Raw genomic sequence first — 14,504 nt, 5'->3', positions numbered from 1 at the left:
CATCTCCGGAACCGTTTGTGAACGGGGAAGGAATTACGGCACACTGATGTTGTGAAAAACGTGACCTCCTCGATCGAGCCGGGAAGCGAGCGCAGCACACGCGCCCGCGTGGCCCGACTCATCCTGGAGCACGGTCCCGTCACGGCCGCGGCGCTCGGCGAGCGGCTCGGGCTCACGCCCGCAGCCGTGCGACGCCATCTCGACGCGCTGCTGACCGACGGGATGATCGAGCCTCGCACCGTGCGGCCGCGCGGGCAGCGCGGCAGAGGGCGGCCGGCCAAGCTGTTCGCCATCACCGACGCGGGGCGCAGTGCTTTCGAGCACGCCTATGACGACCTGGCCGGGAGCGCGCTGCGTTTCCTGGCCGAGCGCATGGGTGAGGAAGCGGTGACCGAGTTCGCCCGCTCGCAGGTCAAGGGCCTGCTGCAGCGGCTTGAGCCGGTCATGGCGACAGTGCCGGAGGACCAGCGGGTGCACGTGCTGGCCCAGGCGCTGTCGGCAGAGGGTTACGCCGCCTCGGCCAGCAAGGCCAAGTCCGGCGGCGACCAGCTCTGCCAGCATCACTGCCCGGTGGCGCACGCGGCGGCGGAGTTCCCGCAGCTGTGTGAGGCCGAGACGGAGGCGTTCGCGCAACTGCTCGGCACCCCGGTGCAGCGCCTGGCCACCATCGCACACGGCGACGGGGTCTGCACCACGCATGTGAGCCCCGTTCGGATACAGGGAACGCATCGGCCCGCTCAGCGCAATGAGCGAGGAGCGGTGCGCGACCCATTGGACACTGAGAGCAAGGAGACCGGAAGGTGACTGTCACCGACCGCCCGGAGCTGGAAGGCCTCGGGAATTACAAGTTCGGCTGGGCCGACTCGGACGAGGCGGGCGCGGCCGCCAAGCGCGGCCTGTCCGAAGAGGTCGTCCGCAACATCTCGGCGCTCAAGAACGAGCCGGAGTGGATGCTCGACCTGCGTCTGAAGGGCCTGCGGCTGTTCGGCAAGAAGCCGCTGCCGACTTGGGGCTCCGACCTCACCGGCATCGACTTCGACAACATCAAGTACTTCGTGCGCTCCACGGAGAAGCAGGCCGCCTCCTGGGACGAGCTGCCCGAGGACATCAAGAACACCTATGACAAGCTCGGCATCCCCGAGGCCGAGAAGCAGCGCCTCATCGCCGGCGTCGCCGCCCAGTACGAGTCCGAGGTCGTCTACCACAAGATCCGTGAGGACCTCGAGGAGAAGGGCGTCATCTTCGTCGACACCGACACGGGCCTGAAGGAGCACGAGGAGCTCTTCAAGGAGTACTTCGGCTCGGTCATCCCGGTCGGCGACAACAAGTTCGCCGCGCTCAACACCGCGACCTGGTCCGGCGGCTCCTTCATCTACGTGCCGCCGAACGTCAACGTCGAGATCCCGCTGCAGGCCTACTTCCGGATCAACACCGAGAACATGGGCCAGTTCGAGCGCACCCTGATCATCGTGGACGAGAACTCCTACGTCCACTACGTCGAGGGCTGCACCGCACCGATCTACTCCAGCGACTCGCTGCACTCCGCGGTCGTCGAGATCGTCGTGAAGAAGGGCGCCCGCTGCCGCTACACGACCATCCAGAACTGGTCGAACAACGTCTACAACCTGGTCACCAAGCGCGCCGTCGCCTACGAGGGCGCCACCATGGAGTGGATCGACGGCAACATCGGCTCCAAGGTCACGATGAAGTACCCGGCCGTCTACCTCATGGGCGAGCACGCCAAGGGCGAGACCCTGTCGGTCGCGTTCGCCGGCGAGGGCCAGCACCAGGACGCCGGCTCCAAGATGGTCCACCTGGCGCCCCACACCTCCTCCAGCGTGATCTCCAAGTCGGTGGCGCGCGGCGGCGGCCGTACCTCCTACCGCGGTCTGGTGCAGATCGAGGAGGGCGCCCACGGCAGCGCGAGCACGGTCAAGTGCGACGCGCTCCTGGTCGACCAGATCAGCCGCTCCGACACCTACCCCTACGTCGACGTCCGCGAGGACGACGTCTCGATGGGGCACGAGGCCACGGTCTCCAAGGTCAGCGAGGACCAGCTCTTCTACCTCATGAGCCGCGGGCTCGACGAGGACGAGGCGATGGCGATGATCGTGCGCGGCTTCGTCGAGCCGATCGCCCGCGAGCTCCCCATGGAGTACGCCCTTGAGCTGAACCGCCTGATCGAGCTGCAGATGGAAGGAGCCGTCGGCTGATGGGCCTGAACGAGAAGCCCCTGTCGACCCTGCACGAGAAGTCCTCCTACAACCTGGACGACTTCGAGGTGCCCACGGGCCGCGAGGAGCAGTGGCGCTTCACGCCGCTGTCCCGCCTGAAGGGCCTGCACAACGGCACCGCCGCCGCCTCAGGCCACGTGGTCGTGGACGTCGACGCGGCCCCCGAGGTCACCGTCGAGACGGTCGGCCGCGACGACGCCCGGGTCGGCAAGGCGTACGTGCCCGCCGACCGGGTGAGCGCGCAGGCGTACAACTCCTTCGAGAAGGCCACGGTCATCACCGTGCCGCGCGAGGCTGTCACCTCCAAGGAGACGGTCATCACGCTGACCGGCTCCGGCGACGGCGCCGCCTTCGGCCACATCGTGATCAAGGTGGAGCCGATGGCCGAGGCCGTGGTCGTGCTCGACCACAAGGGCAGCGCGGTCTACGCGGACAACGTCGAGTTCGTGGTCGGCGACGGCGCCACGCTGAAGGTCGTCAGCCTCCAGGACTGGGCCGACGACGCCGTGCACGTCTCCCACCACCACGCCCAGCTCGCCAAGGACGCGACCTTCCGCAGCTTCGTGATGACGCTCGGCGGCGACCTGGTACGCCTGTCGCCCAGCGTCTCCTACACCGGCCCCGGCGGCGACGCCGACCTGTCGGGCGTGTACTTCGTCGACGCCAAGCAGCACCTGGAGCACCGCCTCCTGGTCGACCACTCCGAGCCCAACTGCAAGAGCAACGTGGACTACCGCGGCGCGCTGCAGGGCGAGGAGGCGCACGCCGTCTGGATCGGCGACGTGATCATCCGCGTGGCGGCGGAGGGCACCGACACCTACGAGCTCAACCGCAACCTCATCCTCACCGACGGCGCCCGCGCCGACTCGGTGCCGAACCTGGAGATCCTCACCGGCGAGGTCGCCGGGGCGGGTCACGCCTCCACCTCCGGCCGCCTGGACGACGAGCACCTGTTCTACCTCCAGGCCCGCGGCATCCCCTTCGACGAGGCCCGCCGCCTGGTCATCAGGGGCTTCCTCGGCCAGCTCATCGAGAGGATCGAGGTCGAGGCGATCCGCGAACGCGTGATGAGCGCGGTGGAAGCGGAGCTGGCGCGGTGACCTACGAGAAGGTGTGCAGGGTGAATGACATCCCCGACTCGGGGGTCATCGCCGTCGAGGTCGGCCAGACGCCGGTCGCGCTCGTGCGCAAGGGCGCGGAGGTCTTCGCGCTGCACGACATCTGCTCGCACGCCGAGGTCAAGCTCAGCGAGGGCGAGGTCTACGACGACACCCTCGAATGCTGGCTGCACGGATCGTGCTTCGACATCCGCAGCGGCAAGCCGACCGGCCCGCCGGCCACCAAGCCCGTGAACGTCTACACAGTGAAGATCGATGGCGATGACGTGCTCGTCTCGCTCTCGAAGGAGTCATAAGTGAGCACTCTCGAAATCCGTGACCTGAAGGTCGCCGTCGAGGACAAGGAAATCCTGCGCGGCGTCAACCTCACCGTGAAGGCGGGCGAGACCCACGCCATCATGGGCCCCAACGGCTCGGGCAAGTCGACACTGGCCTACGCCATCGCCGGCCACCCGAAGTACACCATCACCGGCGGCCAGGTGCTGCTCGACGGTGTCGACCTGCTGGAGCTGTCGGTCGACGAGCGGGCCCGCGCCGGCCTGTTCCTGGCCATGCAGTACCCGGTCGAGGTGCCCGGCGTCTCGGTCTCCAACTTCCTGCGCTCGGCCGTCACCGCGATCCGCGGCGAGGCGCCGAAGCTGCGCGAGTTCGCCAAGGACCTCAAGGGCGGCATGGACGCGCTGGCCATCGACGCGGCCTTCGCCCAGCGCAACCTCAACGAGGGCTTCTCCGGCGGCGAGAAGAAGCGCCACGAGATCCTCCAGCTCGAACTCCTCAAGCCGAAGATCGCCGTGCTCGACGAGACCGACTCCGGCCTCGACGTCGACGCCCTGCGCGTGGTCTCCGAGGGCATCAACCGCTTCCGCGCCTCCGGCGAGACCGGCGTCCTGCTGATCACGCACTACACCCGCATCCTGCGCTACGTGAAGCCCGACTTCGTGCACGTCTTCGCCAACGGCAAGATCGTCGAGGAGGGCGGGCCGGAGCTGGCCGACAAGCTGGAGGCCGAGGGCTACGTGGCCTACACGAAGGCCGCCGTCTAATGTCCGCAGCCTTCGACGTGGAGAGGATCAGGAAGGACTTCCCGGTCCTCTCCCGCGAGCTGCCCGGCGGCCGGTCGCTGGTCTACCTCGACTCGGGCAACTCCTCGCAGAAGCCGGCGCAGGTCGTGGAGACCATGCGCGAGCACCTGGCGATGCACTACAGCAACGTCGGGCGTGCCATGCACGTGCTCGGCGCGGAGTCCACCCAGGCGTACGAGGACGCCCGTGACAAGGTCGCGGCGTTCGTCGGCGCGCCCTCGCGCGACGAGATCGTCTTCACCAAGAACGCCTCCGAGGCCCTCAACCTGGTCGCCTACAGCTTCGGCAACCGCACCAACGAGGACCCGCGCTTCACGATGGGCCCCGGTGACGAGATCGTCATCTCGGAGATGGAGCACCACTCCAACATCGTGCCGTGGCAGATGCTGGCCCAGCGCACCGGCGCCACGCTGAAGTGGTTCGGCGTCACCGACGAGGGCCGGCTGGACCTGTCCGGCGACGTGATCACCGAACGCACGAAGATCGTCTCGATCGCGCACCAGTCGAACGTGCTCGGCACCGTCAACCCCGTCGCGCCCGTGCTGAGGCGGGCCCGCGAGGTCGGCGCGCTGGTCATGCTCGACGCCTCCCAGTCGGTCCCGCACCACCCGGTGGACGTGGCCGCGCTGGGCGTCGACTTCGTGGCCTTCACCGGTCACAAGATGCTCGGCCCGTCCGGCATCGGCGTGCTCTGGGCCCGCGGCGAACTGCTGGAGGCCATGCCCCCGTTCCTGGGCGGCGGCGAGATGATCGAGGCGGTCTGGATGGACCACTCGACGTACGCGCCCTACCCCCACAAGTTCGAGGCGGGCACGCCGCCGATCGTCGAGGCCATCGGCCTGGGCGCGGCCGTGGACTACCTTCAGTCCGCCGGGATGGAGGCGATCGAGGCGCACGAGCGCGCCCTGACCGCCCACGCGCTCGACGCGCTGGCCGAGGTCCCGTCGCTGCGGCTCATCGGCCCCTCCACGCTGGAGGAGCGCGGCGGCACCCTCGCGTTCACGCTTGAGGGGATTCATCCCCACGACGTGGGGCAGATCCTCGACGACGAGTTCGGCATCGCGGTACGCGTCGGACACCACTGTGCCCGGCCGCTGCACCTGCGCTTCGGAATACCCGCGACCACGCGGGCGTCGTTCTACCTGTACAACACCACGGGCGAGATCGACGCCCTGGTGCGCGGCCTCCATCACGTCCAGAAGGTGTTCGCATAGTCATGATCGGCGAGTCGATGTACCAGGAGCTGATCCTGGAGCACTACAAGCACCCGCAGGGGCGGGGGCTGCGCGAGCCGTACGACGCCGAGGTTCACCACGTGAACCCGACGTGCGGCGACGAGATCACGCTCCGGGTCAAGCTCGGTGACGGCGGCAAGATCGAGGACGTGTCCTACGACGGCCAGGGCTGCTCCATCAGCCAGGCCGCCGCGTCGGTGCTCCACGAGCTGACCACCGGCTCGACCGTCGAGGAGACGCTGTCGGTGGTCGACGAGTTCACCCGGCTCATGCAGGGCAGGGGACAGGTGGAGGCCGACGAGGACGTGCTGGGCGACGCGGTCGCCTTCGCCGGGGTGGCCAAGTTCCCGGCCCGGGTGAAGTGCGCGCTGCTGTCGTGGATGGCCTACAAGGACGCTGTGGTGAGGAGTGCCTCGTGAGTAAGCCAACGCAGACCCCGACGCAGGGGTACGACGGTGAGGCCACCGTCGAGGAGGTCATGGAGGCCCTCAAGGACGTCGTGGACCCCGAGCTGGGCATCAACGTCGTCGACCTCGGCCTCATCTACGGTCTCAACCTGGACCCGGCCGAGGGCGCCGCGCCCGTGGCCACCATCGACATGACCCTGACCAGCGCGGCCTGCCCGCTGACCGACGTCATCGAGGACCAGGCGCACTCGGCGCTCGACGGCATGGTCTCCGACGTGAAGATCAACTGGGTCTGGCTCCCGCCGTGGGGCCCCGACAAGATCACCGACGAGGGGCGCGAGCAGCTCCGTATGCTAGGCTTCAACGTCTGATCCCTTAGGGTCTGACTTTTTCTTGAGCTGCACGGCTGACGCAGCCCGCGTCAGCCGCTTCAGCGTGCCAGGGCGGGAATAGATCGATGTCCTCCCGTGTTGGCCACCACGTGCACCTGACGCATCATCTCGCGTCTTCAGCCGCCTGCGCCGGCACCGGGTGCGCGTAGACGACCGTCTCCATCAAGGCGGGCTCGTCCCCACCCCGAGGTGTTTTCTCTGCACAGGTACGGCGCTGCCGTACGCCCCGGCTCGTCCTTTCGCAGAAGTGACGCGCCACTTCGACCGAAAGGCACGATTGTCCGTGACCATGCTTGACGTTGTCCTGCCCGAAACCTCCCCGGAGTCGGGTCCGTCCGAGTTCGAGCTGCTGGGTCTGCCCGCGCCGCTCGTGAACGGCCTCGCCCGTCAGGGCATCAACGCCCCATTCCCCATCCAGAGCGCCACCATCCCGGACGTGCTGGCGGGTCACGACGTGCTCGGCCGCGGCCAGACCGGCTCCGGCAAGACCCTGGCCTTCGGCCTGCCGACGCTGGCCCGCATCGCCGGCGAGCGTCCCAAGCCGAAGCACCCGCGCGCCATGATCCTCGTCCCCACCCGCGAGCTCGCCCTCCAGGTGCACGACGCCCTCGAACCCCTCGGCCGCGGCCTCGGCCTGCGCATGAAGGTCGTCGTCGGCGGCATGTCCATGGGCAAGCAGGTCGAGGCGCTGCGCCGCGGCATCGACCTCGTCATCGCCACCCCCGGCCGCCTCGGCGACCTCATCCGCCAGGGTGAGTGCTCGCTGTCGGAGGTCGAGATCAGCGTCCTGGACGAGGCCGACCACATGTGTGACCTCGGCTTCTTCCCCGTCGTCACCGATCTGCTCGCGCAGACCTCGCCCGGCGGGCAGCGGCTGCTGTTCTCCGCCACGCTCGACGGCGACGTCGACAAGCTGGTGCAGAAGTTCCTGAAGGACCCGATCACCCACTCCGTGGCCCCGGCGACCTCTCCGGTCGACACCATGGAGCACCACGTGCTGCAGGTCACCCGCGACGAGAAGTTCGACGTGGCCGCCGAGATCGCCAACCGCGAGGGCCGCACGATCATCTTCGTCCGCACCCAGCACGGCGTGGACCGGCTGTGCAAGCAGTTCGCCAGGGTCGGCGTACGCGCCGGCGGCCTGCACGGCGGCAAGCGCCAGAACCAGCGCACGCGCATCCTGTCGGAGTTCCGCGAGGGCTCCATCAACGTCCTGGTCTGCACCGACGTGGCCGCCCGCGGCATCCACGTCGACAACATCAGCCTGGTGCTGCACGTCGACCCGCCGCAGGACCACAAGTCCTACCTGCACCGCGGTGGCCGTACGGCCCGCGCGGGGGAGAAGGGCACCGTCGTCACCCTGGTGCTGCCCAACGAGCGCCGCTCGACCGACCAGCTCACCCGGCGCGCGGGCATCCACCCGTTCCGCCTCAAGGCCGCTCCCGGTCACCCGAGGGTGGCCGAGGTGACCGGAGCCCGCGTACCGAGTGGCGAGCCGATCCCCGTCTGGGAGCCGGACGTGCGCAAGCCGCTGCGTCCCCGCCGCGAGGGCGGGCACGGCGGCGAGCGTCGCGGCCGTCGTAGCGAGCGTTCCTACGGTCGCCGGCACGAGGGCGGTGACCGGCCCGCGGGCGGGCGTCGCCACGAGGACGGCGAGCGTTACCCGAAGCGGCACTTCGACGGCGAGCCGCGCACGGTGGGCGAGAACCGTCGTGAGCGTGAGGACCGGGGTCAGGGCGGGTTCCGCTCCGGCGACCGGGCTCCTCGCGGCGGCGGGTTCCGTTCCGACGACCGTGGCCCGCGTGGCGGCGGCTACCGCTCCGACAACCGTGGCGGCTACCGCTCCGAGGACAAGGGCGGCTTCAAGTCCGAGGACCGTGGCGGGTTCCGTTCCGACGACCGCCAGGGGTTCCGCTCCGGCGAGCAGCGTGGCGACGACCGTGGCCCGCGTGGCGGTGGCGGTTACCGCTCCGACAACCGCGGCGGGTACCGCTCGGACGAGCGTGGCGGCTTCCGCGCGGAGGACCGTGGCGGGTTCCGCTCGGACGACCGTGGCGCTCGTGGTGGCTCCTTCCGTTCCGACGACCGGGGTTCGCGTCCCTTCCGCGCCGACGACCGCGGGCCGCGCGGTGGCGCGTTCCGGGCCGACGACCGTGGCGAGCGCCGCCCGTTCTCGGCCGACCGCGGCGAGCGTCCCCGTGACGGCTACCGCTCCGGCAACACCGGCAACTCGGGCCGCCGCTACAGCCGCTGACCCTGGGGCGCCGGGCGTGACACCCGCGTGGTGTGACACCCGGCCCGCCTCCTGAGGATCCCGGCCGATCATCGCGATCGGCCGGGATTTTCGCATTCCCGGCCCTTCCGCAGCGGACCCGGCTTCTAGGCTGTCCGTTTTCTGGCGTTCCGTCTCCAGGGCTGTCCGGTCTGCGGCGGTCCCGGCTCCAGTCCTGTCCGTTTTGGCGCGGTTGTCGGTACGGCTACGCGTCGCGGTACCCGTGGATTGGCTGTGCCCGCCGTTCTCCCGGAGGAGACACGGCGGGCCGCAGCACCCCGTTGTGTCTGTGCGCCCTGAGGCGCACTCCCCCGACACAGGGGCGAGCGTAGCCTCCGGCGCTTTCGATTCGTTATCGACGGACCGAAACCCCGGCGTCTCGCGTCGCGGACGAGGCACGTACGAAGCCGCCGCGAACGTTAGGCTGGACCCGCACGTAGGCCGACCGACGAGAGAGATCATGAAGACCTTCGAAGAGCTGTTCGCCGAGCTGTCAGACAAGGCGCGCCTCCGCCCCGAGGGATCGGGCACCGTGGCGGCGCTCGACGCCGGCGTCCATGCCATCGGCAAGAAGGTCGTGGAGGAGGCGGCGGAGAGCTGGATGGCCGCCGAGCACGAGTCGAAGGACCGCGCCGCAGAAGAGATCTCTCAGCTGCTGTACCACGTGCAGGTGCTGATGATCGCCCGGGGCATCGGGCTGGACGAGGTTTATAAGCACCTGTAGGGGGTTGACCACTGATGTTGCGGCTTGCCGTACCGAACAAGGGCGCGCTCAGCGAAGCGGCCCAGACCATGCTCAAGGAGGCCGGCTACCGGCCCCGCCGAGACAGCAAGGAACTGGTCGTCGTCGACGTCGACAGTGCCTGCGAACTGTTCTTCCTGCGCCCGCGGGACATCGCCGTCTACGTCGGCGAGGGCACGCTCGACGCCGGCATCACCGGGCGCGACATGCTCATCGACTCCGGGGCCGAGGTCGAGGAGGTGATGCCGCTCGGGTTCGGCGGCTCCACGTTCCGCCTGGCCGCGGGCAGCGGGCAGATGAGCTCCGTGCAGGACCTCAAGGGGCTGCGGGTGGCGACCGCCTACCCGGGGCTGCTGGAGAAGTACCTGGCCGAGTGCGGCGTCGACGCCCGCGTGATCAAGCTGGACGGCGCCGTCGAGACCGCCATCCGCCTCGGCGTGGCCGACGCGGTCGCCGACGTGGTCGAGACCGGCACCACGCTGCGCAACGTGGGGCTGGAGGTCTTCGGGGACCCGATCATGCGCTCCGAGGGCGTGCTGATCAGAAACCGCGACGGCGCCGGCCCTCCCGGGCTCGACCAGCTCGTACGCCGCCTGCAGGGCGTCATCCACGCGCGCGACTTCGTCATGATGGACTACGACATCCGCGCCGAACGGATCGAGGAGGCCATCGCCCTGACCCCCGGCATGGAGGGTCCGACGGTCTCGCCGCTCCACCGCGAAGGCTGGGTGGCGGTCCGCGCCATGGTCCGCCGCAAGGGCCACCAGCACGTGATGGACCAGCTCTGGGACATCGGCGCCCGCGCCATCCTGGTCACCGACATCTACGCCTGCCGCATCTAGCGAACCCGCCCGCCCGCGTGGCGGTGGGTACGGCTAGCGGAGGGCCGCGAGGGCCTTGACGGCCCGGTCGACCTCCTCGGGCGTGTTCACGATCGTGGTGCCGAGGCGCAGCAGCGACTCCCGGTACGGGGTGCTGCTGGCCACGATCCTGTGCTGTTCGCGTAGCCTGCCCACTGCCTCGTACGGGTTGGCGATCCCGTCCACCTCCATGCAGACCAGGCCCGCCGACAGTTCGGGCGCGACCGGGGTCGCCAGTTTGACGTGGGCGACTCCGGACAGCCCGGCCTTGAGCCGGGTGGCCAGTTCCTGGATGCGGGCCTGGACCCGATCCTTGCCGATCGCCTCCTGGAAGGCGAACGCGGCCCCGGCCGCCCACCGGTGTTCGAACGCCTTGTAGCCGCCGGGGGTGTAGTACTCGGCGGTGACGGGCTGCTGTGAGGACCCCTCGAAGAAGTAGTCGAAACTGACCTGACCGAAACTCGGGATCAGGGGCACCACCGCGTCCCACGCCCGGCCCCACACGATGCCGGTGCCGCGCGGGCCGCACAGCCACTTGTGGGTGCCGCTGGCCAGGAAGTCGCAGCCGAGGTCCTCCGCGCCGTCGGCCATGGCGCCGAAGCCGTGCACGCCGTCCACGCACAGCAGCGCCCGGTCCTTCTCGGCGCGGCCCTTGTTGGCCTCGGCGACGACCTGCGCCATCTCCTTGATCGGCAGCCGCACGCCGGTGCTGGAGTGCACCCAGGTGACGGCGACGACCCTGGTGCGCGGGCCGATCGCCTTGCGCAGCCGTCCGGCGATCTCGTCCACGGACGCCTTGGCCGGTTCGTCGTAGAGCCGCACCCTGCGTACGGCGGCGCCGGTGCGCTCGGTGCGCAGCCGTAGCGCCTCGTGGGTGGCGAGGAAGTCGTGCTCGGTGGTCAGCACGTCCTGGCCGGGCAGGAGCTTGACGCCGCCGTACACCAGGGCCAGTCCCATCGTGGTGCTGTCGGTGAGCACGATCTGGGCTGGGGCGCCGCCCAGGTAGCGTGCCGCGGCCTCGCGTACCTTCTGGTCGGGGTCGCCTCCGGCGGGGACGTACTCGGGGTCGGCGTCCAGCCCCCTGCGGTGCTCCTCGATCGCACGGCGGACCTCGGCGGGGTGGCGGGCCAGCACGAACGCGGCGAAGTCGGCACGATCCTTCGGCAGGTTGAACTGGGCGCGCACCGAGGCCCAGTCGTCGGCCTTGAGGGGTGGCGCCGAACCGCCGCCGGTGGGGGCGGCTGCCGGGGGAGCGGAGGTACACGCGCCCACCCCGGTGAGGAGTCCGGCGCTGAGCAGGGCCCGTCTGTTCAGCTGCTGGTTCACGCCTCCTGCTTACCCCGTGGACCACGCCACGAGACAGGGCCGATCCATCACGGTTTCACGACATGTCAGCGGAATGCCGCCCGCAGAGCGTTGGGCGGGGAGTCCGGCACTGCGCATCAGGACCAAGGGGTGTCGGGCGCTGCGGCATTCGGGTCGGCGGGAGTGCGACCCACGTGGACCCGACGTCGGGGTCAGGACCCATGGTGTCGGGCTCAACGGCGTCCGGGAGTGCGGCCCACGCGGGGGTGTCCAGTGTCGGGATGCGTGGGGTGTTGGGCGGGCTTGACGGGTTGGTGGGGGGTGGTCAGGTTTTGGAGACGTGGCGGATCAGGTCGGAGACGCGGACGATGCCCAGGCAGCGGTTCAGTTCGTCCGTCACCACCAGGTCGTCGTAGACGCGCAGCGAGTCGCGGCCCGCCGCCTGCATGGCCGCCACCGCCGGGGTCGTGCGCGGCACCGTCCGGGGCGGGTCGGCGAGCCGGTGGGCGGGCTTCTTGCCGTGCAACGCATGCCCATACCGTGCCGCGAACGACAGCAGGAACCGGCTGCGATCCAGGCTCCCCTTCGGCCGCTGGTACTCGTCGACCAGGATCACGCTGGAGATCGACGGCTCGTGCCCGAACGCCGCGACGACCTCCTCGGCGTTGGCCTGGGCGGGGAGCGTGACGGCGGGCAGCAGCAGTTCCTGCACCCGGGGCCCCAGCATGAGCGCCTCCGGGGTCTCCTCCGGCGAGGGCAGCGGCACCCGCACCCGTCCGTCGGGACCGGGGGCCAGGAGCGGGCCGTGGGCCAGCCGTACCCCGCAACCGCGCGCGGCGGACAGCTCGGCCTCGTCCTCGACGCCGGGCGCCAGCACGTGCGCCCCCAGCCCGCGCGCCAGCGTCGCGGTCGCGCGCGCCACCGCGACGCTGCGGTGGTCGCGCGGCATCCGCGCGACCAGCTCCGTCTCCAGCGTCAGCAGGTACGGCGACGCCTGCGCCACCAGATCCAGCGGCACCCCGCCGGACCCGCTGAAGGCCAGCAGATAGCCGTGGGCGCGCAGCCCGTCGAGGCCCACCTTGAACACTTCCCTCTCGGTCTCCCCGCACGTGCCCCGGAGGGTGAGCACCACCTCCCGCGGGTGCCGGTTCGCCCTGCGGAGGGCTTCGTGGAGCGGGGCCAGCGCGCCGGCGCCGTTCAGGACCACCTGGACGGGCAGGTCGAGCAGCAGCGGCAGCGGTCCCTGGGGAATGCTGTCTGTAGCGTGCGTCGCGATGACCGCCCCCGTGTCAAGATCTACGACAGGGGCTGTGAACTGGGAAGACACGCCAAAATGATCCGCCCGTGGGCGGCTATGGCATAAGTGTCGGGAACCGAAATTCACCGACATTTCAGGAGGTGTTCCTTACCACCGAACCCGCACATTGGCCACCCCCAACCTCCTGTGTCCTCCCACCCCCCACCCCACCTGCACCCCCACCCCCTCGACCTCCCGCGCACCCCCAGGCCCCGCCAAACCTCAACCCCGCCACCCCCTGACCAGAACCCACCCAACCGCCCCTGAAAACCCTGACCAGAACCCCACCAGGCCCACGAAAACCCAACAAGCCCCGTGCTGCCGACCGGAGGCGCCGAACGAGTCGCTCGACGGGCCGGGGTGCTGGGGGTGCCGGGGTGCCGGGGGTGCCGAGGGTGCCTAAGGTGCGGGGGCGCCTGGGGTGCGAGGGTGTTGGAGGTGCTGAGGTGCCGGGGGTGTCGGGATGCCGGGGTGCGCCGGGAGGTCGGGGTGCGCCGGTGGGGCGGGGTGCTGGCTGCTGCTGGTGGTGCTGGAGGTGGGTGACGTCGGCCGTTGCGGCGGGGACCGCGTCCGACGTGAGAAGCGATCCCCCCGATCGGCGCCGGCGCGCGTCGGCGGGTGGCGGGTGGGTGGCGCGAGCCGTAACGGATGGTGATCTGACAACGGCGGTCGTGAGGGATAGACAGCGTCAACAAGTAGGGTGCGGGGATGGGGCCGGCGCGGGGTGGGGGACGATGGGTGGCGGTCGCGCCTGGGCGGTTGAACAAGTGGATTGACGGGTTCGCCGACCGGCACGGAACGTTCGAGGCGAGCGGCGACGAGAGCGTCGTGCGGCTGCGGGCCATGGACGGGGCGCTGGCGGAGATACACGCGCCGTTTCCGCCCCTGCCCCAGGGAGCGCCGTATGTGTCCAGGATGGTGGCGCATGCCCAGCGCGAGCGCCGGGTCGGGGTGGTGCTGGTGCGGCTCGGCGGGTACGCGGCGGGGGTCTTCCAGGGGAGCGAACTGGTCGCCTCCAAGGTGGGGTCGCGGCTGGTCCAGGGGCGTACCGCGGCGGGCGGCTGGTCGCAGCAGCGCTACGCCAGGCGGCGCGCGCTCCAGGCGAGCCAGGCGTTCGAGGCCGCGGCCGAGACGGCGCTGCGTGTCCTGACGCCGCATCTGGACGGGCTGGAGGCGGTGGTGTTCGGCGGCGACAGGAAGGCCGCGGACGCGCTCAAGTCCGACCGGCGCCTGGCGCCGCTGGTGGCGCTGGAGGCGGAGCCGTTCCTGGTGGTGCCCGATCCCAAGCTGGCCGTGCTGAGGCAGACCCCGGAGCAGTTCCGCGCGGTACGCATCCGGATCGTGGACCCGGAACCCGGCCCAGAACCCGATCCAGCCGACCCCTGACGCCACCCGGCCGACTCGGCGGAACCGGGCTCTGGAGGTGATGACCTTCCGAGCGAGCCGCGGGTCCGGCTGGTCAGGGTGCGGGGATCGGCGGGGACCGTAGACTGGCGGCATGCACACTCCCGGTTAACCGGCGCAAGCATGCCCGCGTCCTCCGACGTCCTCTTCCTATCC

General features: G+C 70.1%; 14 protein-coding genes. 12 read left to right on the top strand and 2 right to left on the bottom strand.

Annotated features, from left to right (window positions below; translation table 11 throughout):
* Positions 1-51 precede the first annotated feature (51 nt).
* The 11 genes from ACIBEJ_RS38220 to hisG all read left to right on the top strand — a co-directional run bounded on the left by ACIBEJ_RS38220 (position 52) and on the right by hisG (position 10,324).
* A complete protein-coding gene (locus tag ACIBEJ_RS38220) occupies positions 52-804 on the top strand; it encodes a helix-turn-helix transcriptional regulator (RefSeq protein WP_397187816.1) in 753 nt (250 codons plus the stop codon).
* Entirely contained in the window at positions 801-2,213 is a 1,413-nt protein-coding gene (sufB, locus tag ACIBEJ_RS38215; RefSeq protein WP_397187815.1) for a Fe-S cluster assembly protein SufB, read from the top strand. Before ACIBEJ_RS38220 ends, sufB begins: the two co-directional genes overlap by 4 nt.
* The gene (sufD, locus tag ACIBEJ_RS38210; protein WP_397187814.1) at positions 2,213-3,334 is read left to right on the top strand and encodes a Fe-S cluster assembly protein SufD; all 1,122 of its coding nucleotides are present in this window, start codon (positions 2,213-2,215) and stop codon (positions 3,332-3,334) included. Before sufB ends, sufD begins: the two co-directional genes overlap by 1 nt.
* A complete protein-coding gene (locus ACIBEJ_RS38205) occupies positions 3,331-3,648 on the top strand; it encodes a non-heme iron oxygenase ferredoxin subunit (protein WP_397187813.1) in 318 nt (105 codons plus the stop codon). Before sufD ends, ACIBEJ_RS38205 begins: the two co-directional genes overlap by 4 nt.
* Positions 3,649-4,395, top strand: a complete 747-nt coding sequence (sufC, locus tag ACIBEJ_RS38200; protein WP_397187812.1) for a Fe-S cluster assembly ATPase SufC — start codon at positions 3,649-3,651, stop codon at positions 4,393-4,395.
* A complete protein-coding gene (locus tag ACIBEJ_RS38195; RefSeq protein WP_397187811.1) occupies positions 4,395-5,648 on the top strand; it encodes a cysteine desulfurase in 1,254 nt (417 codons plus the stop codon). Before sufC ends, ACIBEJ_RS38195 begins: the two co-directional genes overlap by 1 nt.
* A gap of 2 nt (positions 5,649-5,650) precedes the next feature.
* Positions 5,651-6,088, top strand: coding sequence for a Fe-S cluster assembly sulfur transfer protein SufU (sufU, locus tag ACIBEJ_RS38190; protein WP_397187810.1), 438 nt, complete (start codon positions 5,651-5,653; stop codon positions 6,086-6,088).
* Positions 6,085-6,447: a metal-sulfur cluster assembly factor gene (locus tag ACIBEJ_RS38185; RefSeq protein WP_397187809.1), complete on the top strand. Its 363-nt coding sequence runs from the start codon at positions 6,085-6,087 to the stop codon at positions 6,445-6,447. The genes sufU and ACIBEJ_RS38185 overlap by 4 nt, the downstream gene beginning before the upstream one ends.
* 310 nt (positions 6,448-6,757) lie before the next feature.
* Positions 6,758-8,722, top strand: coding sequence for a DEAD/DEAH box helicase (locus ACIBEJ_RS38180; protein WP_397187808.1), 1,965 nt, complete (start codon positions 6,758-6,760; stop codon positions 8,720-8,722).
* A 478-nt stretch (positions 8,723-9,200) separates the two neighbouring features.
* Positions 9,201-9,464, top strand: a complete 264-nt coding sequence (locus ACIBEJ_RS38175; protein WP_184974198.1) for a phosphoribosyl-ATP diphosphatase — start codon at positions 9,201-9,203, stop codon at positions 9,462-9,464.
* A gap of 14 nt (positions 9,465-9,478) precedes the next feature.
* Complete coding sequence (gene hisG, locus ACIBEJ_RS38170) at positions 9,479-10,324, top strand: ATP phosphoribosyltransferase (protein ID WP_397187807.1); 846 nt, start codon at positions 9,479-9,481, stop codon at positions 10,322-10,324.
* 33 nt (positions 10,325-10,357) lie between these two features.
* On the opposite strand, the gene ACIBEJ_RS38165 is transcribed toward hisG, so the two are convergent.
* Both ACIBEJ_RS38165 and ACIBEJ_RS38160 read right to left on the bottom strand, forming a co-directional pair.
* A complete protein-coding gene (locus ACIBEJ_RS38165; RefSeq protein WP_397187806.1) occupies positions 10,358-11,668 on the bottom strand; it encodes an aminotransferase class V-fold PLP-dependent enzyme in 1,311 nt (436 codons plus the stop codon).
* 304 nt (positions 11,669-11,972) lie between these two features.
* Positions 11,973-12,974, bottom strand: coding sequence for an EAL domain-containing protein (locus ACIBEJ_RS38160; RefSeq protein ID WP_397187805.1), 1,002 nt, complete (start codon positions 12,972-12,974; stop codon positions 11,973-11,975).
* Between the two features lie 678 nt (positions 12,975-13,652).
* On the opposite strand from ACIBEJ_RS38160, the gene ACIBEJ_RS38155 reads away from it, so the two are divergent.
* Positions 13,653-14,330, top strand: coding sequence for an acVLRF1 family peptidyl-tRNA hydrolase (locus ACIBEJ_RS38155; protein ID WP_397187804.1), 678 nt, complete (start codon positions 13,653-13,655; stop codon positions 14,328-14,330).
* Positions 14,331-14,504: the final 174 nt, after the last annotated feature.

The sequence above is a fragment of the Nonomuraea sp. NPDC050790 genome (assembly GCF_044456745.1).
GTDB lineage: Bacteria > Actinomycetota > Actinomycetes > Streptosporangiales > Streptosporangiaceae > Nonomuraea.
The sequence above is the reverse complement of the archived record's forward strand: the minus strand, read 5'-3'. Positions and strand labels throughout refer to the sequence as shown.